The sequence below is a fragment of the Streptomyces sp. JH34 genome (assembly GCF_029428875.1).
GTDB lineage: Bacteria > Actinomycetota > Actinomycetes > Streptomycetales > Streptomycetaceae > Streptomyces.
Genome location: NZ_JAJSOO010000001.1, coordinates 6963610 through 6984930, shown reverse-complemented (window position 1 = coordinate 6984930; position 21321 = coordinate 6963610). Strand labels below are relative to the sequence as shown.

Here is a 21321-nt window from a genome sequence, read left to right as displayed (position 1 = left end):
CTCCTCGCCGCACAAGGAGAAACGAGACGGTATGACCACCGTGAGTCCCACCCCCGACACCACCCCTGGGGCACCCCTCCTCGGCTCGTCCCAGGTGTCCGCCCCCCAGAACCCGCCGCCGTCCATGCGGCTCCGGGAGCTCGCGTTCGGAGCGGCCGTCGCCGGGGCCGTGCGCGCTGCGGCCCGGCTGGGCGTGGCCGACGCGCTGGGCGAGACGCCGGCCTCGGCCGCGGAGCTCGCCCTGGTCGTGGACGCCGAGCCCGCGCCCCTGCGGCGCCTGATGCGCGCGCTGTGCTGCTACGGGATCTTCGGTGAGACGGCGGACGGCACGTTCGTCCACACCGAGATGTCCCGGCTGCTGCGCGAGGACGACCCGAACAGTCTTCGGTACATCTCCCTGTGGTGCACGGAGCCCTGGACCTGGGAGGTCTGGCCGCGGCTCGACGACGCGGTGCGCTCCGGCACGAGTGTCTTCCCGGAGACGTTCGGCAAGGGCTTCTTCGAATATCTCCACCAGGACGCCGGCGAGTCCGCCCAGGTGTTCAACAGGGCGATGACCACGTCCAGCATGCAGTCGGCGCAGGACGTCGCCGACCTCCTCGACCTCACCGGGGTGACCTCGGTCGCCGACATCGGTGGCGGCCAGGGTCATGTTCTCGCGAGCCTGCTGGAGAAGCACCCCTCGGTCCAGGGAACCCTCCTGGACCTCCCGGGCGTCGTGGCCCGTGCGGACGCCAGGCTGCGGGACGGCGGCCCGCTCGCCGACCGTGTGCGGATCGTGCCCGGCGACTGCCGCGAGGACATCCCCTTCGAAGTGGATCTCTACATCATCAAGAACATCCTCGAATGGGACGACGAGAGCACCCGCAGAACGCTGCGCAACGTGGTCGCCGCGGCCCGCCCCGGCGCCCGTGTGGTGATCATCGAGAACCTCGTCGACGACACCCCTTCGATGAGGTTCACCACGGCCATGGACCTGCTGCTCCTGCTCAACGTCGGGGGTGCCAAGCACACCCGGGAGAGCCTGGTCGGACGGATGTCGGACGCGGGGCTGCGGGTGGGCGAGGTCCACCCCGTCAACGCGTATCTGCACGCGTTCGAGTGCGTCGTGCCGTAGCGCGTGGTCCCGGCGGCGGAGATCGCCCCGGGTCCGGCACCTGAGTGCCGGACCCGGGGCGATCATCGTGTGTCAGGCGGAGCTGTCGCTCTCCCACCGGTAGAACTGCTGCGCCATCGCGTCCTTGGGACCGCGCCAGGTCTGCGGGTCGTAGGGGCTCACGAACGCGGTGAGCCGGTCGCTGATGGCCTTGAACTCCGGGTGCTCCATCACCTTGGCGATCTCCGGGCCCGGAGGCCTGTCCGATTCGATCAGGTGCAGGTACACGTCGCCGAACTGGAACAGGGTGCGCCTGTTGACGCCGACGAGGTGCGGAAGGTCGGTGTTGTCCGAGGCCTCGAACAGCTTCGCGATGTCCGGCGCGGACTCGGGTGCCATCCGGGCGACGATCAGTGCGTGGTGCATCTGGCTGCCTTTCGGGGCATCAGTTGGCGGGGACCGAGGCGGAGCGGCGTTCCCGGTCCCGCTGCTCGATCTTGTCGCGGATGAGCTCCAGCTGGACGCGCGAGTTGCGGTTGATGTTGTCGGTCATCCACGCGTCGTCGACCGGCGCGTCGGGCCGCATCGCGAAGTCCTGGCGCCAGTGCATGCGCGTGCCGCCCGGGACCTCCGAGTACTCCCACCGGATGTCCATGTGCTGGAACGGGCCGGGCTCGACCCTCCGGGCACGGACGTTGCGTCCCTGGCGGTCCGTGGTGCGCTCGGAGACCCAGCTCCAGACCTTGCCGTTGTCGTCGGGGTGCATGGTGAGGCGGAAGGTCGTCTTCTGTCCCTCCCGCTTCATCACCTCGACGGCCGCGTACTCGCTGAACAGCTGCGGCCAGTTCTCGAGGTCGTTCGTCATGTCCCAGACGAGGTCCAGGGGCGCGGCGATGGTGATCTCGTTCTCGGTGTGTCCGGACACGTCAGACTCCTGTCACTGGGGTGTTGTTCACGAGGTCGAGGAACTCGCCCGGCGTCTTGCACCGGTCGGCGTCGGCCGGCAGGGGGCGCCCGTACCGGTTCTCGAGCGCGGCCACGATGCCGAGCAGGCCGAGCGAGTCCAGGCCGTACTCGTCGAACGCCGAGCCGGGGCGGTCGGCCATCTCCGACGGATTCACGGTGAGGCCGGCGCCGTTCTTCATGAGCACGGCCAGTTCTTCGTACGTCAGTCGATCGTTCATGAGGGACTGCTCCTTCTCACACGGGGGTGTCGGTGGGACGCCGCAGCACCAGGGCCGCGTTCGAACCCATGAGGCCTCGGCTCAGCACGAGCGCCGTCCGAAGTTCGGCGGGGCGTGCGCGCCCGGTGACGACGTCGAGGTCGTGGCACACCTCGAAGACGTTGGGCGTCGGCGGGATCAGGCCGTGCTCCATGGCGAGCACCGCGGCGGACGTGTCGAGCACGGGTGCGCCGCAGTAGGCGCGGCCCGTCCCGGTCTTGGGCGCGGTCACCGGGACACGGCGCCCGTGCGGGCCGAGGGCGTCGGCGATCGCCAGGGCTTCCGCCCGGTCAGCCGAGGGCACGCCCATCGCGTCCGCGAAGACGACGTCGATCTCCTCCGGTGCGCAGTCCGCCTCGCGGAGCGCTCCTTCGATCGCCCGGGCGAGTCCCGCGCGGGACTCCTCCCACCGGGCCGCGCCGGTGAAGGTGGCGGCGTGACCCGCCAGTTCGGCCCGGACCCTGGCACCGCGGTCGCGGGCCGCCGTCTCCTCCTCGACCACGAGCATCGCTCCCCCCTCGGCCGGTACGAAACCGCAGGCGTCCGCGGTGAACGGCCGGTAGGCGCGGGTGGGTTCGTCACAGAGGCTGAGGTCTGCGTAGCCGAGCTGGCAGACGACCGAGTACGGTGCGAGCGGTGCCTCGGCCGCTCCCACGACGACGGCGTCCGCGCCCCGCCGGATGGAACGTCCGGCGTGCATCAGCGCGTCCAGACCGCCTGCCTCGTCGCTCGCGACGACGGCGCACGGCCCCTTGAAGCCGCCCCGGATCGAGATCTGGCCGGTGCTGGCCGCGTAGAACCAGGCGATGGACTGGTAGGGACCGACGAATCTGGACCCCTCGCCCCACAGCCTCTGCAGCTCGCGCTGCCCGAACTCGCCGCCACCCGATCCGGCCGCGGTGACCACACCCACCTTGAACGGCGCGCCCTCGTAGTCCGCGCGTCCGAGACGCGCGTCGTCCAGGGCGAGATCGGCCGCCGCCATCGCGTAGTGCGTGAAGCGGTCGGTCTGGACCAGGAAGCGCTCCTCGATGAACGCGACCGGGTCAAAGTCCCTGACCTCTCCCGCGACCCGCAGCGGAAGGTTCTCGCAGCCCTCACGGGACACGAGATCAAGGACACTGACACCTTCCTGGGTCTGTTTCCAGAAGGCACCGGCGCCGGTCCCGTTGGGGGCGACGACACCGATCCCCGTGATGACGGAACTGCGGCGTGCCGGGGTTGCCGGAGCGTTCATGGGGTCCTCCCGCCTGATCGGGTCATGGCGACGGCTGACTGGAATCCGCCGAAGCCACTGCCGACCGAGAGCACGCTGCGCAGCTTGAGGGGCCGTGCGGTGCGCGGTACGTAGTCGAGGTCGCACTCGGGGTCCGCGGTCTCGTAGTTGGCCGTCGGCGGCACCGTCTGGTGCTCGAGGGCCAGGACGCACGCGGCGATCTCGATCGCTCCGATGGCGCCCAGCGAGTGGCCCACCATCGACTTGATCGAGCTCATCGGCACCTTGTACGCGTGAGCGCCCAGGGCCCGCTTCACCGCCGCCGTCTCGTGCCGGTCGTTCTGCTTGGTGCCGGAACCGTGCGCGTTGACGTAGTCGACCTGCGATCCGCCGAGCCGGGCGTGTGCGAGGGCGGTGTTGATCGCCTCGGCCATCTCCAGTCCTTCGCTGGTCAGCCCGGTCATGTGGTAGGCGTTGCCGAAGGTGGCGTAGCCCGATATCTCGCAGTAGACCGTCGCACCGCGTGCGCGGGCGTGCTCCAACTCCTCGAGGATGAGGACGGCGCCGCCCTCGCCCATGACGAAGCCGTCCCGGCGGGCGTCGAAGGGCCTGGAGGCGTGCTCCGGGTCGTCGTTGTTCGCCGAGGTCGCCTTGATCGCGTCGAAGCAGGCCACCGTGATCGGAGTGATCGGCGTGTCGGACGCCCCGGCGACGCAGACGTCCACCCGGCCTTCCTCGACGGAGTGGAAGGCGTACCCGATCGCGTCGAGGCCGGAGGTGCAGCCGGTCGAGACCGTCTGCACGGGGCCGTGCGCCCCGACCTCCTCCGCGACGGCGGAGGCGAGGGTGCTGGGAGCGAAGGCCCGTTCGAGATGGGCGCCCGCCGGCCGGTGGTCGACGTCCCAGCGCGCACCGCTGCCGCTGACGGCGACGTAGTCGTGCTCCAGGCGGGTGGTACCGCCGACCGCGGTCCCGAGGGAGACCCCGATGCGCCACGGGTCCTCCTTCTCGAGGTCGAGGCCGGCGTCGCCCAGCGCCTCCCTGGCCGCCACCAGGGCGAACTGGATGTAGCGGTCCGAGCGTGCGATGAGTTCGGCGTCCAGGCCGTGAGCCACGGGATCGAAGTCGCACTCTGCGGCGATGCGCGAACGGAACTGGGCCGGGTCGAACAGTGTGATGCCGCGTGTAGCGGTACGGCCGTTGGCGAGCAGGTCCCAGAACGCGGGGACCCCGATGCCACCGGGGGCGACGACGCCGACCCCGGTCACGGCGACGCGCCGCCGGGTCACGAGGCCGCCCCCGTTCGTTCTGGCGGCGCGTAGCCGTCGCTGGGGTCCGCGGTCTCCGTGACCTCGGTGTCCACGTGCCCGAGTTCGGGGCGCGGGGCGAGCGGGCCGAGGTGGAAGACCATGCGCGCCTCCACGTCACCCACGTTGCGGAAGCGGTGGCGGACGTGCGGCGGGATCAGCAGGCCCTGGTCGCGCCGCATGGCGAGCGTCTCCCCGTCCAGGTCCACTTCGAGGAGTCCGTCCACGACGTACACGAACTCCTCGGAGTACGGGTGGTAGTGCTCACCGATGCGGTCACCGGGGTCGACGATGGCCAGCCCCATGAAACCGCTGGTGGCGCCCACCGCCGTGGGGGTGAGCATGGCGCGCAGGTCGCCTCCGCGCCTGCGGTTGGGCTGAGTCTCGCTGAGGTCCACGATGCGAGGCCGGTGGGTGGTCATGGCTGTTCTCCTCCAGGCACGTTGTGCGGTGGGACGGCGGCACGGGTGGCCCCGCCGCCGGTGACGCATCAGGACTCTGCGGCCCGACGGTCGGTGATCAGCTTCATCTCGGCCTGCGCGAGGAAGCGTGCGGCCTCCTGGTCGGTCGTCGGCATGCCGTTCGCACCGCCGTCGAGCAGCCGGCCCAGCATGGCCGCCTTGCGGTGGCCGCCGATGCCGAGCGCCTGCGTGGGCTGTGCGCCGAGCGGGCCGCTCACTTCGAGGAGCCGCACCACGACGTCGTCGCGCTGGAAGATCGTGCTGCTCTCGATGGGACTCGAGGCGTCGTTCGCCGCCTCCTCGTCCTGGCCGGCGAGCAGCCGGGCCAGAGCCATGCCGCAGCCCTCCTTGGCCTGGTAGAACAGCGAGTGCCGCTGGACGTCCTCGGCGGCGTGGCGGCCCGCCGTCACGTGGTGGACGGTCGGGAGCGCGGCACGGGTGAAGAACATCCGGGCGGAGTCGGGGTCGCTGAGGTCGCGGTCATGCTCCAGGTACGGGTTGATGGCCTCCTCGACGGCCCTGACCTCCGGCTGACGGGAGACGTGACGGAGCGCCGCCATGAGGTCTCCCTCGACCTCGACCGCGCGCACGACACGGTTTCCGTGCATGAAGAGCGAGGTGCGGCGGAGCCGGGTGTTCTCGTCGACGCGGGCCTGGGGGGAGTCGTAGTCGGCGAGGATCTTCGCGACCATCTCCTCCGTGCCGGGCTTCACCGTGAAGGTGAGCGCGTGCCGTACGACACCGTCACCGAGGCGGGGAGCGGCCTGCAGACCGCCCTTGACCTTGTCCGAGTTGTTCTCGAAGGCGACCCCGGTCTCCCGGAGGACGCTGAAGCGAAGGGAGCGGGTGTCGCGGACGCAGTTGTGCAGCGGCTGCACCGTCGCCACGTGCTCCTCACTGTTCACCCAGGCGAGGAAGGGCGGCGCGCTCTCCCACTCGCTGGTGATGAGCCACTGCGAGGGGTTCTCGATGGACTGGCACAGCTGGTCACTGATGTGTCCGGGGGTCGAGGCCACCTGGTTGCGCATGTGCTCGTATGCTTCGAGGAACTCGTTCTGGGCACCGTCGTACAGGTCCATCATCAATATGACCCGGAGCCTCGATCCGTCGAAGGCCGACTGGGATATGCGTTCCGAGACGTTTGCCATCGTGCGCTCTCCTTCGGGACAGTACGGCGGCCACGTCCTGTGGCCCCTCGTCATCCGTCGTTTCGGTGGGAGCGGCGCAGTTCCTGCCCGTCGGCGTGAGGTCCGCCCCGCATCGCGGGCATCGCTCCCGCGACTGATCGTGGAACGCTGGTACGGGCGGCGCGAGATTTATGAACCGTTCAGGTGAGGAGTCGTCCGAAGCCCGGCCGAAGGCCCCCCGCGAGGGCATGGACACTGCGTCCGCCACGCGCCCGAGCTGGAGCAACAGATGAACGAGAACGCCGACCTCCGCGTACCGGTCCTCATCGTGGGCGGGTCCCTGGTGGGCCTGTCCACTTCCCTCTTCCTGAGCCGGCTCGGAGTCCGCCACCTGCTGGTGGAGAAGCACAGCAGCACCTCGACGCACCCTCGCGGACGCGGGAACAACGTCCGCACGATGGAGGTGTTCCGTACCGCGGGTGCGGAGCGGCTGATCCGTGACGCGGCGTCCGTTCTCGCGGAGAACCACGGAATCCTCCAGGCCGGGTCGCTCACCGGGGACGACCAGGAGTGGCTGTTCAAGGAGATCGACCCGGGCGGCGGGCTCGCCAGGTTCAGCCCGAGCGGCTGGTGCCTGTGCAGCCAGAACGATCTGGAGCCCGTGCTGGTGGACCACGCCCGGGCCCAGGGCAGCGAGCTGCGGTTCTCCACCGAACTGCTCTCCTTCGAGCAGGACGCGGACGGGGTCACCGCCGTGGTGAAGGACCGGGCGACCGGGGAGCACACCACGGTGCGCGCCGACTACCTCGTCGCCGCAGACGGGCCCCGCAGCCCGGTGAGGGAGCAGCTGGGCATCGGCCAGACGGGGCCGGGCGACCTCTTCCACAACGTGAGCATCACGTTCCGCTCCCGTCGGCTCGCCGCCGTGGTGGGTGACCGGCGCTTCATCGTCTGCTATCTGACGAACCCGGAGGCGGACGGGGCGCTGCTGCCGGTGGACAACGTGGAGCGATGGGTGTTCCACGCCCCGTGGCAGCCAGACCGGGGCGAGACGCTGGAGGACTTCACCGACGAGCGGTGCGCGGAGCACATCCGCAAGGCGGTCGGGGCGCCGGATCTGGACGTCGAGATCACGGGCAAGGCTCCGTGGCATGCGGCCGAGCGGGTCGCCGAGAGGTACGGATCGGGCAGGGTCTTCCTGGCGGGCGACTCCGCGCACGAGATGTCACCCACGGGGGCGTTCGGCTCCAACACCGGCATCCAGGACGCGCACAACCTGGCGTGGAAGCTGGCGGCCGTGCTCGACGCGGCGGCCGGTCCCGGACTCCTGCGGACGTACGAGGCGGAACGGCTGCCGGTGGCGCGGGCCACGAGCGCGCGCGCGTCCGCCCGTTCGGGAGAGCACAGCCACCCGGGATACGCCGGGTCTCCGGGGCCGGGCGGCGGCCGCAAGGGCGGCATGCTGACGGTCGCACTCGGATACCGCTACGTGCGGGGCGCCGTCCTCGGTGTCGATCCCGGTCTTCCGGTGGTGCCGGAGGGAATGGGCCTGACGGGTGAACCCGGCACGCGGGCGCCTCACATGTGGCTCGGCCGGGAGGGCGGGCGCGTGTCGACCCTGGATCTCTACGAGAAGTCGTTCGTGCTGCTGTGCGACGCCCGGTATCAGGAGTGGCGTCCGGCGGCGGAGCAGGTGGCGAAGCGGCTGTCGGTCCCCCTCCAGGCCTTCGGGATCGGTTCCGCGCCGGGTGCGGACCTGGTGCCCGAGGGCGGGGCGGACTGGGCAGCCTCCCACGGCACGTCGGCCGAGGGCGCCGTTCTGGTACGCCCCGACGGATTCGTGGCGTGGCGCTCCGAGGGTGCCGCGGCGGACCCGGAGGCGACGCTGTACGAGGTCATGATGACGCTGCTCCACCGCGACTGACGCCGCGGGTGCCGTCGGCGGGCCCCGCGGGGCCCGCCGTGCCGGTCAGCCGATCCCGAACGACCTGAGGGCGGCGAGGAACGCCTCCGGGTTGTCGGCGTGCACGAGGTGACCGGCGTCGACGGAGGCGAACCGCCCTCCGGGTATCTGCCGGGCCGTCCACTCCAGCTGGACCTGGTCGATGTGGCTGCGGGATCCTCCGACGACGAGTGCGGGGGCGGTGATCTCGCCCAGCCGTTCCCGTGCCCCCGGGTCCGGGTGGTTCAGCTGGGCGTCGATGGACGGCACGACCCGCCAGTCGAAACCGAGCTCCTCCGACGGCCGCTCGGCCGGGGGGCGGGGCGGGTCGAGCGGGAGCAGGAGCGGCGCGTCCTCGATGACCAGTGCCCCGATCAGTGCCGGGTGTCCTTCGGCCAGGAGCAGCGCCGCCACGCCACCCATGGAGTGTCCGATCACCGTGGCGCCGGAGAGGTTGCGTGCCTCCAGGAAGGCGTGCAGGTCGTCGCGGAAGAACTCGAAGGAATACCGCCCCGGCCAGTCGCTGAGGCCGTGTCCCCGGAAGTCGAGGGCGTACACCCGGTGACGGGCCGCGAGCTGTTCGGCGATTCCCGTCCAGTCCAGGCTGCTCCCGCCCCTCCCGTGCGCGAGCACGACAGGCGGGGCGGAGGGGTCGCCCCAGGTGCGGTGGGCGAGCCGGACCCCTCCCGCCTGGACGCTGCTGACGCCGGGATCGAGGAAGGCGGCGACGGCGCGGGTGAAGTCACCGGGGCCGTCCATCCACGGGAAGTGACCGGCACCCCGCTGGACCACGAACTCCGCGTGCGGGAAGAGCGCGGCGAGCTCCGCCGCGCGGTCGGGGGTGGGTCCGCCGTCGTACTCCCCCGCGAGGACGAGCACGGGCACCGGCAGTTCCCGGAGCGCCGCGACGGCGGCGGTGGTGTCCAGGCCGGTCTCCGGGTAGTGGAGCGACCCGGCCACGGCGTTCCGCTGCGTGGGGGATTCGGCGGCGTGCGCCTGGGCGGCGGCGTCCCAGCGGCCGTACATGAAGGGCCTCACGCCGGCCCAGACCTCGGGGGTGCCCCGTCCGGCCTGGATCTCGTCGAGCGCGGCCCTGGCCTCGGCGTACCAGGGTTCGTGGGCGCGCAGCGCTGCGGCGTCGCGCCGGTCCTGGTCGGTGGCGGGGAGGCCCAGCGTGCCTGTCGCGGGAGTGACGAGGGTGAGGGAGCGCAGCCGCTGCGGGTACTTCGCCGCGTAGAGTGCCGCGAGTTCCCCCGCGGCGGAGTGGCCGAGCACATCGGCCTGTTCGAGGCCGAGGTGGGCGCGGAGCGCCTCGACGTCGTCCACGAGGCGGTCGATGCGGTAGGTCGACGGATCCTCGGGGACAGCTGATTCCCCGGTGCCCCGCAGGTCGAGCAGCACCAGCTGCCGCACCCGGGACAGGCCCCCGAGGTCACCGAGGTAGCGGGCGGCCCGCATGGGGCCGCCGGGCAGGCAGATCAGAGGTTCGCCCTCGCCCACCATGTGGTAGGCGAGTTCGGTTCCGTCGTACGTGCTGAAGACCGGCGTGGATGTCATCCAAACAGGCCGGACGGCCCGTCGCGGGTGCGTACGCCCACAGCGAAGCAGCTGACGGTGCTGTCCGCCAGGAGCCGGGCGGCCGCTCGCCCCGCCTGCCGCGCGGGCTCGGGCGTTCCGGAGACGGCCGCGGTGACCATCACGCCCTCGGCGAGGTGCACGTGGGCGAGGGCGGATTCCTCCGGCCGTCCCACCGCCACGAGCAGGCCGGTGGCGTAGGCGCGGAAGGCCGCCGTGTGGGGCCGGGCGATGTCGGCGCCCGAGTCGTCCGTCGCGTCGAGGACGCCTGGAACACCCGTGCCCCGGAGAGGGTCGCGCTCGTCCACACACCGGATGCACGCCGGCGCAACCGCCCGGAGTGTGTGACCGGACGGGAGGTGATCGTCGGCTTCCTGACGCGCAAGTGGGCCCGCGAGCTCGACTGCCGTCCCGTCAGGGAACTGTGGGCGCACGACGGCAGCCGGATCGCCGTGCGCTTCGCCTACGAGGGGCACGACGACGCGGGCCGCCGGTACCGCGCCCACGGCAACGAGGACTGGGAATGCGACGACCGCGGGCTCGTGCGGGTGCGTGACGCGTCGATCAACGACGACCGATCGAGCGGGCCGGCCGACGATTCCACGGGCAGGCGGGGCGTGGCCGGACCATCACCCCGGGTCACCGAGCCGGGCCTCTGATCAGGAGTTGTCCACAGGCTGCTCCTCCCCCTTGCCAGAACCCCCCGCCTCCTGAATTACTGCTCCCAGGAGGCGACCGAATGGTCGGTCGCCGCTCGCCGAGGGAGTGATCCGTATGACCGCGCTGCTGGACGCCGGCGAGCGGCTCGGCCGCGACGAACTCGAGTCGCTGCAGCTGGAGCGGCTCCGGGCCACGCTCCGGCACGCCTACGAGAACGTCGGCTTCTACCGTGCGGCCTTCGACGGGGCGGGGCTGCGCCCCGAGGACTGCCGGACGCTCGGCGATCTCTCCCGCTTCCCGTTCACCGTCAAGGCGGACCTGCGCGACAACTACCCGTTCGGGATGTTCGCCGTTCCCGAGGACCGGGTGCGGCGCATCCACGCCTCCAGCGGCACGACCGGCCGGCCCACGGTCGTCGGGTACACCGAGCGCGACCTGGACACCTGGGCGGACGTGGTCGCCCGGTCGATCAGGGCGGCGGGCGGGCGGCCCGGCCACAAAGCCCATGTGGCCTACGGGTACGGGCTGTTCACCGGAGGCCTCGGGGCTCACTACGGAGCGGAACGCCTCGGCTGCACCGTCATTCCGGCTTCCGGGGGCATGACGGCGCGCCAGGTGCAGCTGATCCAGGACTTCCGTCCCGAGATCATCATGATCACGCCCTCGTACATGCTGACCCTGCTGGACGAGTTCGAACGCCAGGGGGTCGATCCCCGTACGACGTCACTGAAGGTGGGCATCTTCGGCGCCGAGCCGTGGACCGAGCAGATGCGCGGCGAGATCGAGGAGCGGTTCGCCATCGACGCTGTCGACATATACGGGCTCTCGGAGGTGATGGGCCCCGGTGTCGCCCAGGAGTGCGTCGAGACCAAGGACGGCCTGCACATCTGGGAGGACCACTTCTACCCGGAGGTCGTCGACCCGTTCACCGGCGAGGTCCTGCCGGACGGCGAGGAGGGCGAGCTGGTCTTCACGTCGCTCACCAAGGAGGCCATGCCGGTGATCCGCTACCGGACACGGGACCTGACACGGCTCCTGCCCGGTACGGCCCGTGCGTTCCGGAGGATGGAGAAGATCACCGGACGCAGTGACGACATGGTGATCCTGCGTGGGGTGAACCTCTTCCCGACCCAGATCGAGGAGATCGTGCTGCGGACCCCGGGGGTGGCCCCGCACTTCCAGCTCCGGCTGACCCGGGAGGGGCGGCTGGACGCACTGACCGTGCGGGCCGAGGCGCGGGCCGGCGCGACGACGGCCGAGCGCGAGGCAGCCGCCCTGTCCATCGCGGCGGCGGTGAAGGACGGGGTCGGTGTGAGCGTCGGGGTCGAGATCGTCGATCCGGAGACATTGGAGCGGTCGGTCGGGAAGATCAGGCGGATCGCCGACCTGCGGGAGGGCGGGTGAGGCACGGTCGAGCCATCCGGGCCGGCCGGGGTGATCAGCGCACGGCGGTCATGGCGGCGAAGACCACGACGTTGTCCTGATAGCCCGTCTTCTTGTCGTAGTCGCCCCCGCAGGTGATCACCCGCAGTTCGGGCCGGGCCGAGGGACCGTAGACCTTTCGGTCCGGGAAGGCCTTCTTGTCGTAGACCTCGACGGCGTAGACCGTGAACACGGCGGTGCGCCCGTCGGCGCGGACGATCTCGACGGAGGCGCCCTTGCGCACGGCCCCCAGCTGGTGGAAGACACCGGGTCCCAGACGGGTGTCCACGTGCCCGGCCGTGACGGCCGTGCCCACGGCCCCGGGGACCGTTCCTCCGGCGTACCAGCCGGCGAGCACGGGGTTGTCGTCGGGCGGCGCTTCCAGGGCCCCGGCCGCGTTCAGAGCGAGCTTCATCATCGGAGCGTCCACCCTGAGCGCCGGGATCCGCAGCCGGAGCGGGGTCGAGGGGGTGAGCGGACGCACGGCGGACTTCGGGGCTTCGGCACTGAGCGCGGGTACCTGAGTCGCGGGGGCAGCGCCGGCCGGGCCGAGTTCTCCGGGGCCGGCCTCTGCGGGGCCGGCCTCTGCGGGGCCGGTCCGCAAGGGACGCAAGGGGGCCGGACGGAGCGGCGGCAGGGACAGGGGCGCCGGTGCCACGGACGACCGGCTGACGTAGGAGGGCGGTTCGGGCACAGGACGTCGCGGGGCCAGGTAGGCGAGCGCCTGCGCGGGCGCCGCGGGGCGGCCGGTGGACCCGGTGGGCGCCACGGGAGCCTCGGTCCCGGCGCTCGGCGGCAGGGGCGGCCGTTCGTGGCGCGTACCGCTGATCACCAGTACCGTGCCGACGGCCAGCGCCCAGACGATGTGTCTGACCGCCGGGAACGGCTGGGAGGACGTGCTGGTCGTGCGCCCGGTGTCCATCGCATGTGCCTCTGTTTCGCGGCGGGTGTGGTCGGTGCGCCCGCGGGCCCGGGCCGGTACGGCACTCCGGGCCCGCGGACAGGACTCGTACGTTCTCTGTTCAGATGCGTGACCCGGTGCTCCGGCGACGCAGCCTGACCACCCCCCCGGCCGCCGCTGCCGCGAGCAGGACGCTGCCCGCGGCGAGCTGGGTGCCCTGGTCCGTGGGCGCCCCGAAGCCCGCGTCGACCCCGCCGCTCGGAGCGCGTTCGACGATCCGGTAGGTGTCCGTGATCTTGATCCGCGGCGGGCACTTCACCGTGACCGTGTCGGTGCCGGGTCGGGTTCCCGCGGGGATGTCGAACACACCGACGAGGACGCCCTCCCGGTCGCCGGCGAAGAGGTGGAAGGCCCCTCCTGCCACCGACGTTCCCTTGCCGTAGGTCTCCTTGCCGCAGGCTCTGGTGCTGACGGTGACCTGCGAGCCCGGTGAGGCCTTGGCCGGGCTGATGTGAATGCTCTGTTCACCGGACGGGCCGGCCGCAGCTCCGGCGACCGGGGCCGCCAGAGCGAGAGAGACTACGGCCAGACAGATACCCGCACCGATGCGTGTGTTGCGCATGTGGTTCCTCCAACGGGAGCAGGGTCCGGCCCGTCTGCGCGGCACCTCTGCTGTGCTCCGTCCCCGAGGCAACCGACAGCGCGTCACCTGTGCAACACGAGGCTCCACTCCGCTCGTCACCCGGCCAGGCTCAAGGCTGATCAGCCCGCGGGCCGTTCGCGCAGGTCACCCGAGTCCGGCGGCCAACTGAGGAGGAGTCACGCCCAGGACTGCGAACGGGGTACGCCGGCCGTGACCGCCTCGCACCGCTGACCGGATCCCGACCACGACGGCGGCCCCCCGGGACGTGACACCGGTCAGGCCGTCGGCCGATCCGCCGCGCCGGCGGAGCCGGAGCCGGGACCCACGGTGGCCGCGGAGCCAGTGCCGGAGTCGGAGTCGGAGTCGGAGTCGGAGCCAGTGTCGGCGTCGGCGTCGGCGTCGGCGTCGGCGTCGGCGTCGGCGTCGGCGAACCGGTCGCGCAGTTCCCGCTTGAGGATCTTTCCGCTGGCGTTGCGCGGGAGCTCGTCGACGAAAAGAACCTTCTTCGGGGCCTTGAAGTGGGCCAGCTTCCCCCGGGCGTGCTCGATGAGCTCTGCTTCCGAGGCCTCGCCCCGCAGGACGACGACGGCGGTGACGGCCTCGATCCAGCGTGCGTCGGGCAGTCCCACCACGGCCGCCTCGGCGACCGCGGGGTGTGTGTAGAGGGCATCCTCCACCTGCCGGGAGGCGACGAGCACACCGCCCGAGTTGATGACGTCCTTCACACGGTCGACGACGGTGAAATAGCCTTCGGGGTCGCGCACGGCGAGGTCACCGGAGTGGAACCAGCCGTCGCGGAACGCCTCGACGGTCTCATCCGGTTTGTCCCAGTAGCCCTGGCACAGCTGGGGGGAGCGGTAGACGACTTCACCGGCCGTGCCGTCGGGCACTTCCTTGCCGTGCTCGTCGACCACCTTCGCGTCGACGAACAGTACGGGCCGTCCGCAGGAGTCCATCCGCCCTTCGTGCTCGTCGGGGCCGAGCACCGTGGCGAGGGGGCCGATCTCGCTCTGGCCGAAACAGTTGTAGAACGCCAGCTCCGGCAGCCGCTCACGCAGGCGTTCCAGGACGGGCACGGGCATGATCGACGCGCCGTAGTACGCCTTGCGCAGGGCGGAGAGCTCGCGGGTGGCGAACTCCGGGTGGTTGGCGAGACCGATCCAGACGGTCGGCGGCGCGAAGAGGCTGTCCGCCCGCCCCGCTTCGACGAGGTCGAAGATCCGCCCGGCGTCCGGGGCGTCGAGAATGGTGTTCTCGGCGCCCACCGCGAGGTACGGCAGCAGGAACACGTGCATCTGCGCGGAGTGGTAGAGCGGCAGCGAGTGCACCGGCAGGTCGGTGGCACGCAGGTCGAGCGCCGTGACGGCGCTGACGTACTCGTGGACCAGCGCACCGTGCGTCATCATCGCACCCTTGGGCTGGGCCGTGGTGCCGGAGGTGTAGAGCAGTTGGACCAGGTCGTCGGCGCCGGGTTCCCGCTCCGGGGTGAAGGACCGCGGGGTGTCGAGTTCACCGAGGAGGGAGTCCGGTGCGTCGCGCAGCGGCCGGACGGCATGGCCGGCCGGGACGCGTGGGGCGAGGCCCGGGTCGGTGAGGACGAGTGCGCTGCCGGACTGACGGAGGACGTACGCCAGGTCCTCGCCGGTGAGGTTCTGGTTGACGGGCACATGGACCAGTCCGGCCCGGGCGCAGGCCAGGTAGGCGATGAGGTACGCATCGGAATTGTGGGCGTAGGAGGCGACCCGGTCGCCCGGGCGCAGTCCGTGTGCGGTGGTCAGCACGGCGGCCGCGGTACTGACCGCCTCGTCCAGGGCCGCATAGGTCCAGGACCGCTCGGCGTACCGTACGGCGGTGCGCCCTGGAGTGCGCCGTGCGCTTCGCGTCACGACTCCGTCTACTGTGCTGCTCCGAACACCTGTCATGGCGTGATCCTGTGCGGCGGGCGGGCCGAGGGTCAAGGGCCCGGAACGTCTGTGTCGGCCCCCTTGCCCGGGACGACGGTCCGGCCGGACGCGGGGAGAGGCAATCCGGCCCGGCAAGCGACTGCACCCGGTTCGTCACCGTGCCGGAGAAGCCTCACGCCCCCGCCGCTCGCCCCCAGCACATCAGGCCTCCTGACCCGACGCCGAGACACCGCGGACGAGAGCTTCCGGATCGCTCAGGATCACGGATTCGACTCCCGCATCATCTGATCGTCGGTCAAGGTATGCCGTCGACCGACGGGAAGTGGCCGTCTGCGCCGCACCCACCTCGGTGGTGGCGCCCGGCTGGCGGGTATGCGGTAGTGGTGTCGAGGCGCGATCCGAGTTCTCGGTGTTCGATGGTGTGCGGATGTCGAGAACGTGCCACCGGCTCCGTCCCAGGGACGTCAGCGGCCACCACCGGCCGTACGAGGAGGAAGGAGTCACCGGCATGGCGGTTCAGCGGATGGACAACGTCGGCATCGTCGTGGAGGACATGGATGCCGCCATCGCGTTCTTCGTGGAACTCGGTATGGAGCTGGAGGGCAGGGCGGAGGTCGAGGGCCTCTTCGCCGATCAGTGCACCGGGCTCGACGGCGTCCACTGTGACATCGCGATGGTCCGGACCCCGGACGGTCACAGCCGGCTCGAGCTGGCGAAGTACCGCAGCCCCGCCGCGCTCCGTACCGGGCCGCGCAACCAGCCCCACAACATTCTGGGCACGCACCGTGTCATGTTCGCCGTCGACGACCTGGAGGACACCGTTGCCCGACTACGCCCTCACGGCGGCGAACTCGTCGGCGAGATCGCCCGGTTCGAGGACAGCTATCTGCTCTGCTACGTCCGCGGTCCGGAGGGGATCATCGTCGGACTGGCCGAGCAACTGGACTGAGAAGAGGGACCAGCACCGGCAACCGGACGGGACTGCGGCGTCACGTCCCGTTCCTCGGCAACGGCCTGGATCGCTCGTCGCCTCGACCGGCCGGGCCGTCGTCGGTTTCGCCTGGCAGGGGCGCAGGACGGAACGTCCTGCGCGCCGGCTCCGCAGCGGGCACGGGCCGGCTCCACCGACGGCAGCTGCCACCAGTCGGCCTGGCGGCCGGACGACTGCGCTCCAACCTCGAGCTGACGTTTCGTCAGTTTCTTTGTGACCCCAGGGACCCCACGAGTGGCCGCGGTGACAGTAACCTCTGCTTCGGCAGGAAGTTTCATCACCGTACGAGATTTCGAAAGTTACTTTCGCGCAGGCGCTTTCGACGTGAGGGGAAGGGTTTCCGGATGGCCGGTGACGTGTCGGGGCGGGGATTGAGCCGCCGGAGGATGGGTGGCGGGATACTGGCGCTGGGCGGAGCACTCGCCCTCGCCCCGATCCCCTTCGCCGGGGCCGCCGGGGCGGCGGCCGGCGTCGAGCGGGGTACGGAGCCGCCGGGCGGCGGAGCTCCGGGCGCGGCATCGGGAACCGGGACGGGTATGGGATCAGGGCGGGGCCGGCCGACACTGCGCCGCGGGCCGGCCGAGCGCGCCGGGCTGCTGCCGGACCAGCTCGACCTGCTCGTCACGGACGCGGAGAAGTACCTCGCGGACTCCCCCGCGCACCCCTGGTACGCGGGAGCGGTCCTGCTCGCCGGCCGCGGCGGCACCGTGGCCCTGCACCGGCCGATCGGACAGGCGGTGCGCTATGCGGCGTACGACGAGACGACCGACACAGGGGTCGAGTTCCCGCCGGACCAGCAGATCGCGATGGCCGAGGACACGGTCTTCGACCTGGCCTCGGTGTCCAAGCTGTTCACCTCAATCCTCGCCGTACAGCAGATCGAGCGCGGCACGCTGGAGCTGGAGGCGCCCGTCGCGTCCTACCTCCCCGAGTTCGGCGGGGGCGGCAAGCAGGACATCACGGTGCGTCAGCTGCTCACGCACACGTCCGGCTTCCGGGCCTGGATCCCGCTCTACAAGGAGCCGACCCGTGAAGGGAAGCTGCGCCTGCTCTGGGCCGAGGTTCCGGCGGCGGCGCCCGGCACGAAATACCTCTACTCCGATCTCAACCTGATCTCGCTGCAGCTGATCCTCGAGAAGATCACCGGCCGCTCCCAGGACGTCCTGCTCCGCGAGGAGATCACTGCTCCGCTCGGGATGCACCGCACCCGGTACAACCCGCCGGCCTCGTGGAAGCCGAAGATCGCGGCCACCGAGGACGCACGGCTGCCCTGGTCGGGGCTGGAGCGTGGTCTGGTCTGGGGCGAGGTCCACGACGAGAACGCGTACAGCCTGGGCGGGGTGGCGGGCCATGCGGGTGTGTTCTCGTGCGCCTGGGACCTGGCCGTGCTGGCCCGTACCCTGCTCAACGGGGGTGTCTACGGCAGGGCCCGGATCCTGTCCGAGGAGTCCGTGGAACTCCTGTTCACCGACTTCAACACCGCGTTCCCCGGCGATGAGCACGGGCTGGGCTTCGAGCTGTACCAGCACTGGTACATGGGGGCGATGGCCACACCGCGCACGGCGGGACACACGGGTTTCACCGGCACGAGCCTGGTCCTCGACCCGACGACCGACTCGTTCCTGATCGTGCTGGGCAACTCCGTCCATCCGGTGCGCACATGGCGTTCGGGCAGCGCCCCGCGGGTGGCGACGGCCAACCGGATGGCGCGCGCGGTGCCGGTCCGCCCTGCCCGGGGCCGTACCGCCTGGTTCTCCGGCATGGCCGGCGCCACCACCGCGACACTCGCACTGCCCGCGCTGCGCCCGGTCACCTCACGCACGATGATGAGCTGCGCCCTCTGGTGGGACACCGAGCCTGCCTCGGACGTACTCCATCTGGAGGCCTCGTCTGACTCCGGGGGGACATGGCAGGCCGTGCCCTTCACCTCCCTGCAGGAGCAGGAGGGCCGGGCCGGAAAGCCCCTGCCCCATCCGGACGGCTCGGTCTCCGGCTGGTCGGGACGCGTGTGGCACCGGGTCGAGGCGGACCTGGGGACCTGGCGGGGCACGGAAGTACGGCTCCGCTGGCGCTACGTCACCGACCAGTTGTACGTCGGACGCGGCGCCTACGTGGACGACGTCCGGGTCGAGGACGGCGGGCAGACGCTCTTCGACGGCAACAGGCCCGGCGACGCCGGACGCATCGAGGCGACGGGCTGGACCGTTTCCTCCGATTGAGCCGGTCCGGCTGGTTGGATGTCCGGCATGAACGGAACCCAGTCCATAGCCAGCCCGTGGGGCGTGTCGGTGTTCGGAGCGGCGAGCGTGGACTCCGCTCCGGACCTGGCACGCCTCCGCGTCGCTATATCGCAGACGAAGAACAAGCCGGGCGAGGCCTTCGCCGCGACCCGGGCCGGGGTGAACCGGATCCGGGAGGTCCTGCGCGGGCACGAGGTCCCGGAGACGGCCGTGTCCACGTCGAGGCTGAACCTGTCGTCCCAGTGGAGCTACGGCAACGACCGCACGTTCCTGGGCTACGAGTGCACGGCGTCCTTCGTGATCGAACTGCGCGAGCTGGACACCCTGGAGTCGGTGCTCGTCGACGTCGTGGACGCCGGGGCCAACGAGGTCCAGGGGGTCGAGTTCGACGTGCGCGCGAAGCGAGAACTGCGCGCCCGTGCGCGTACGGCTGCCGTCGCCGCGGCCCGGGAGAAGGCCGCGCTGTACGCGGAGGCGGCCGGGGTGCACCTCGGGCCCGTGATCCACATCAAGGACGTCGACGCCGAACCGATGCAGAGCTACCGCAGCCACAGCAGCCACCAGGGCGGTGGCGCTGAGGGCGACCTCACGCCTGGCAGGGTGACCGTCTCCGCCGGGGTCGTCCTCGGCCTCTCCCTGATCGGCGGCTGAGGGCGCAGGGTCTGCGGCGTCACGGTGCGCGGGGCCGGGCACGCCGCGGTGTGGAGCGGCGAGCGCGGACCTCTCTTCCTGGAGACGTTCCGCATCCATGTCGCCGCCTCACCCTCACCGCCTCGCACCCTCACCGCCTCGCAGTCTGGCCACCTGGCCGCTGGCCGCGGAGGGTGACTGCCCGTCATCGTCGTCGCAGTCGACCGGACCCTCCCCGGTGCGGATGGCCGGACTCCGCGGCGAGCGGGCCCGCGGAACGGGGCAACGGAAGGCGCCCCCGGATCAATTCCTGCGCGGGGTCTTCGGGCGGTAGGGCGGCGGTCACCGGCCCAGCGCCGCCATGGCGGCGTTGTGGCCGGGCACCCCGCTGACCCCGCCCCCGCGCACCGCGCCGGCCCCGCACAGCAGGACGTTGGCGTGCGCGGTCTCCACACCCCAGCGGCCCGTCTCCCCGGTGGCGTACGGGAAGGACAGGTCGCGGTGGAAGATGTGGCCACCGGGCAGTCTCAGGTCCCGCTCCAGGTCCAGAGGGGTCTTCGCCTCGATGCACGGCCTGCCGTCGGCGTCGAGCGCGAGGCAGTCGAGGACCGGCTCCTCCAGGTGGGCGTCGAGTTCGGCCAGGGTCGCCGTGAGCAGTGCGTCGCGCGTGGTCCCGTTGTCGGCGGCGAAGAGCCGGGCGGGGGTGTGCAGGCCGAACAGGGTGAGGGTCTGGTAGCCGCGGGCCGCGAGGTCGGGGCCGAGGATCGAGGGGTCGGTCAGCGAGTGGCAGTAGATCTCGGAGGGCGGGGCGGTGGGCGGACGTCCGGCGGCGGCCTCACGGTAGGCGGTGGCCAGCTGTGTGTATCCCTCGGCGACGTGGAAGGTGCCGGCGAATGCCCGGTGCGGGTCGACGGACCGGTCACGCAGCCTCGGCAGCCGCGTGAGCAGCATGTTGACCTTCAGCTGGGCGCCTTCGGCCGGCGCGGGCGGCTCCTCGCCGAGCAGCGCCGCCAGGGCCTGCGGAGAAGCGTTGACCAGGACCCGGCGCGCGCCGACCGCACGCTCCCCGTCGGGTGAGCGGACGGTGACCTCGGCGCGGGTGCCGTCGGTGTCGATGCGGGTCGCCTCGTGCAGGACCCGGATCTCGGCGCCGGCCGCGCGGGCCGCGCCGGCCAGGGCGTCGGTGAGCGCGCCCATCCCGCCGACCGGGACGTCCCAGTCCCCCGTGGAGTTGCCGATCACGTGGTAGAGGAAGCAGCGGTTCTGGACCAGGGACGGGTCGTGGGCGTCCGCGAAGGTGCCGATCAGGGCATCGGTGAGCACGACACCACGTACGAGGTCGTCGGCGAAGTTCTCCTCGACGGCGACGCCGATGGGCTCCTCGAACAGCGTCCGCCAGGCGCCCGTGTCGTCGAGGCGTGCACGCAGGTCCTCGCGGGACGGCAGCGGTTCGGTGAGGGTCGGGAACACCCGCTCGGCGGCCCGCCGCGTCATCCCGTGGAAGCGCTGCCAGGCCTCGTACTCACGGCCGTCACCGGTGAGGGCCGTGAAGGAGTCCCGGGTTCCCTCGCCACCGACGAGCAGCCCGGTGGCACGGCCGCCGCGCACGGCCGGGGTGTACGAGGAGACGGTCCGCTTGCGGACGGCGAAGTCGAGGCCGAGCTCCCGGACGATCTTCTGCGGGAGGAGCGAGACGAGGTAGGAGTAGCGGGAGAGCCGGGCGTCGACGCCGTCGAAGGGCCGGGTCGACACGGCCGCTCCCCCGGTGGTGCCGAGACGCTCCAGGACCAGGACGCTCTGCCCTGCCCGGGCGAGGTAGGCGGCGGCGACCAGGCCGTTGTGGCCGCCGCCGACGACGACCACGTCGTAGGAGTCGTGTGCGGGTGTACCGGCTGAGGGCGTCTCGTCTGCGGACATGCTCCTTCGTAACACGCGTCGGTCGGCTCAGGACAGGGCGCGGGACCGTGGCGGACCGTGCCCGGG

At 71.4% G+C, this 21321-nt stretch carries 18 protein-coding genes and 2 pseudogenes; 7 read left to right on the top strand and 13 right to left on the bottom strand.

Features of this window, described 5'->3' with window-relative positions; all coding sequences use genetic code 11:
- The first annotated feature begins 31 nt into the window (after positions 1–31).
- Positions 32–1117, top strand: coding sequence for a methyltransferase (locus LWJ43_RS31345; RefSeq protein ID WP_277335545.1), 1086 nt, complete (start codon positions 32–34; stop codon positions 1115–1117).
- Between the two features lie 72 nt (positions 1118–1189).
- Here the strand turns inward: LWJ43_RS31345 and LWJ43_RS31340 are convergent, their stop codons facing one another.
- The 7 genes from LWJ43_RS31340 to LWJ43_RS31310 form a co-directional block, all read right to left on the bottom strand.
- Positions 1190–1522, bottom strand: coding sequence for a TcmI family type II polyketide cyclase (locus LWJ43_RS31340; RefSeq protein ID WP_277335544.1), 333 nt, complete (start codon positions 1520–1522; stop codon positions 1190–1192).
- A gap of 19 nt (positions 1523–1541) precedes the next feature.
- A complete protein-coding gene (locus LWJ43_RS31335; protein ID WP_014158010.1) occupies positions 1542–2021 on the bottom strand; it encodes an SRPBCC family protein in 480 nt (159 codons plus the stop codon).
- A gap of 1 nt (position 2022) precedes the next feature.
- Positions 2023–2280: an acyl carrier protein gene (locus LWJ43_RS31330; protein WP_277335543.1), complete on the bottom strand. Its 258-nt coding sequence runs from the start codon at positions 2278–2280 to the stop codon at positions 2023–2025.
- A 16-nt stretch (positions 2281–2296) separates the two neighbouring features.
- On the bottom strand, positions 2297–3556 hold the full coding sequence (locus tag LWJ43_RS31325) for a ketosynthase chain-length factor (RefSeq protein WP_277335542.1): 1260 nt from the start codon (positions 3554–3556) through the stop codon (positions 2297–2299).
- Positions 3553–4824 carry a beta-ketoacyl-[acyl-carrier-protein] synthase family protein gene (locus LWJ43_RS31320; RefSeq protein WP_277335541.1) on the bottom strand — a complete coding sequence of 424 codons (1272 nt, stop codon included), beginning with the start codon at positions 4822–4824 and terminating at the stop codon, positions 3553–3555. The genes LWJ43_RS31325 and LWJ43_RS31320 overlap by 4 nt, the downstream gene beginning before the upstream one ends.
- On the bottom strand, positions 4821–5264 hold the full coding sequence (locus tag LWJ43_RS31315; RefSeq protein WP_277335540.1) for a cupin domain-containing protein: 444 nt from the start codon (positions 5262–5264) through the stop codon (positions 4821–4823). The genes LWJ43_RS31320 and LWJ43_RS31315 overlap by 4 nt, the downstream gene beginning before the upstream one ends.
- A 68-nt stretch (positions 5265–5332) precedes the next feature.
- Complete coding sequence (locus tag LWJ43_RS31310; protein WP_277335539.1) at positions 5333–6451, bottom strand: TcmI family type II polyketide cyclase; 1119 nt, start codon at positions 6449–6451, stop codon at positions 5333–5335.
- Positions 6452–6719: 268 nt separating this feature from the next.
- Here LWJ43_RS31310 and LWJ43_RS31305 point away from each other — a divergent pair, with 268 nt between their 5' ends.
- Positions 6720–8354 carry an FAD-dependent oxidoreductase gene (locus LWJ43_RS31305; protein WP_277335538.1) on the top strand — a complete coding sequence of 545 codons (1635 nt, stop codon included), beginning with the start codon at positions 6720–6722 and terminating at the stop codon, positions 8352–8354.
- A gap of 45 nt (positions 8355–8399) precedes the next feature.
- Here the strand turns inward: LWJ43_RS31305 and LWJ43_RS31300 are convergent, their stop codons facing one another.
- Positions 8400–9929 carry an alpha/beta fold hydrolase gene (locus LWJ43_RS31300; protein ID WP_277335537.1) on the bottom strand — a complete coding sequence of 510 codons (1530 nt, stop codon included), beginning with the start codon at positions 9927–9929 and terminating at the stop codon, positions 8400–8402.
- Positions 9926–10255: a hypothetical protein gene (locus LWJ43_RS31295; protein WP_277336078.1), complete on the bottom strand. Its 330-nt coding sequence runs from the start codon at positions 10253–10255 to the stop codon at positions 9926–9928. Before LWJ43_RS31295 ends, LWJ43_RS31300 begins: the two co-directional genes overlap by 4 nt.
- On the opposite strand from LWJ43_RS31295, the pseudogene LWJ43_RS31290 reads away from it, so the two are divergent.
- Positions 10166–10661: pseudogene (locus tag LWJ43_RS31290) on the top strand (DUF1348 family protein). The gene LWJ43_RS31295 and the pseudogene LWJ43_RS31290 sit on opposite strands and share 90 nt — an antisense overlap.
- A gap of 60 nt (positions 10662–10721) precedes the next feature.
- Positions 10722–12011 (top strand): phenylacetate--CoA ligase PaaK, encoded by a 1290-nt coding sequence (gene paaK / locus LWJ43_RS31285; RefSeq protein WP_277335536.1) that lies wholly within the window; start codon positions 10722–10724, stop codon positions 12009–12011.
- A gap of 34 nt (positions 12012–12045) precedes the next feature.
- On the opposite strand, the gene LWJ43_RS33150 is transcribed toward paaK, so the two are convergent.
- The 3 genes and pseudogenes from LWJ43_RS33150 to LWJ43_RS31270 form a co-directional block, all read right to left on the bottom strand.
- The gene (locus tag LWJ43_RS33150) at positions 12046–12951 is read right to left on the bottom strand and encodes a class F sortase (protein ID WP_462100924.1); all 906 of its coding nucleotides are present in this window, start codon (positions 12949–12951) and stop codon (positions 12046–12048) included.
- Between the two features lie 100 nt (positions 12952–13051).
- Positions 13052–13552, bottom strand: a complete 501-nt coding sequence (locus tag LWJ43_RS31275) for a sortase (protein WP_277335535.1) — start codon at positions 13550–13552, stop codon at positions 13052–13054.
- Between the two features lie 446 nt (positions 13553–13998).
- Positions 13999–15495 (bottom strand): annotated as a pseudogene (locus LWJ43_RS31270) (acyl-CoA synthetase); the annotation flags it as partial.
- 490 nt (positions 15496–15985) lie between these two features.
- Between LWJ43_RS31270 and LWJ43_RS31265 the strand changes: the two are divergent.
- From LWJ43_RS31265 to LWJ43_RS31255, 3 genes are all read left to right on the top strand, one after another.
- A complete protein-coding gene (locus LWJ43_RS31265; protein WP_277335534.1) occupies positions 15986–16426 on the top strand; it encodes a VOC family protein in 441 nt (146 codons plus the stop codon).
- Positions 16427–16812: 386 nt separating this feature from the next.
- Complete coding sequence (locus tag LWJ43_RS31260) at positions 16813–18687, top strand: serine hydrolase (protein ID WP_277335533.1); 1875 nt, start codon at positions 16813–16815, stop codon at positions 18685–18687.
- A 27-nt stretch (positions 18688–18714) separates the two neighbouring features.
- Entirely contained in the window at positions 18715–19359 is a 645-nt protein-coding gene (locus LWJ43_RS31255; protein ID WP_277335532.1) for an SIMPL domain-containing protein, read from the top strand.
- 321 nt (positions 19360–19680) lie between these two features.
- On the opposite strand, the gene LWJ43_RS31250 is transcribed toward LWJ43_RS31255, so the two are convergent.
- The gene (locus tag LWJ43_RS31250; protein ID WP_277335531.1) at positions 19681–21255 is read right to left on the bottom strand and encodes a phytoene desaturase family protein; all 1575 of its coding nucleotides are present in this window, start codon (positions 21253–21255) and stop codon (positions 19681–19683) included.
- Positions 21256–21321: the final 66 nt, after the last annotated feature.

Bases quoted from the DNA above. Each gene is read 5' to 3' on its own strand.
- LWJ43_RS31330 (WP_277335543.1), bottom strand. From the start codon at position 2,280: ATGAACGATCGACTGACGTACGAAGAACTGGCCGTGCTCATGAAGAAC.
- LWJ43_RS31325 (WP_277335542.1), bottom strand. From the start codon at position 3,556: ATGAACGCTCCGGCAACCCCGGCACGCCGCAGTTCCGTCATCACGGGG.
- paaK (WP_277335536.1), top strand. From the start codon at position 10,722: ATGACCGCGCTGCTGGACGCCGGCGAGCGGCTCGGCCGCGACGAACTC.
- LWJ43_RS31305 (WP_277335538.1), top strand. From the start codon at position 6,720: ATGAACGAGAACGCCGACCTCCGCGTACCGGTCCTCATCGTGGGCGGG.
- LWJ43_RS31300 (WP_277335537.1), bottom strand. From the start codon at position 9,929: ATGACATCCACGCCGGTCTTCAGCACGTACGACGGAACCGAACTCGCC.
- LWJ43_RS31310 (WP_277335539.1), bottom strand. From the start codon at position 6,451: ATGGCAAACGTCTCGGAACGCATATCCCAGTCGGCCTTCGACGGATCG.
- LWJ43_RS33150 (WP_462100924.1), bottom strand. From the start codon at position 12,951: ATGGACACCGGGCGCACGACCAGCACGTCCTCCCAGCCGTTCCCGGCG.
- LWJ43_RS31275 (WP_277335535.1), bottom strand. From the start codon at position 13,552: ATGCGCAACACACGCATCGGTGCGGGTATCTGTCTGGCCGTAGTCTCT.
- LWJ43_RS31315 (WP_277335540.1), bottom strand. From the start codon at position 5,264: ATGACCACCCACCGGCCTCGCATCGTGGACCTCAGCGAGACTCAGCCC.
- LWJ43_RS31260 (WP_277335533.1), top strand. From the start codon at position 16,813: ATGGCCGGTGACGTGTCGGGGCGGGGATTGAGCCGCCGGAGGATGGGT.
- LWJ43_RS31250 (WP_277335531.1), bottom strand. From the start codon at position 21,255: ATGTCCGCAGACGAGACGCCCTCAGCCGGTACACCCGCACACGACTCC.
- LWJ43_RS31255 (WP_277335532.1), top strand. From the start codon at position 18,715: ATGAACGGAACCCAGTCCATAGCCAGCCCGTGGGGCGTGTCGGTGTTC.
- LWJ43_RS31345 (WP_277335545.1), top strand. From the start codon at position 32: ATGACCACCGTGAGTCCCACCCCCGACACCACCCCTGGGGCACCCCTC.
- LWJ43_RS31265 (WP_277335534.1), top strand. From the start codon at position 15,986: ATGGCGGTTCAGCGGATGGACAACGTCGGCATCGTCGTGGAGGACATG.
- LWJ43_RS31340 (WP_277335544.1), bottom strand. From the start codon at position 1,522: ATGCACCACGCACTGATCGTCGCCCGGATGGCACCCGAGTCCGCGCCG.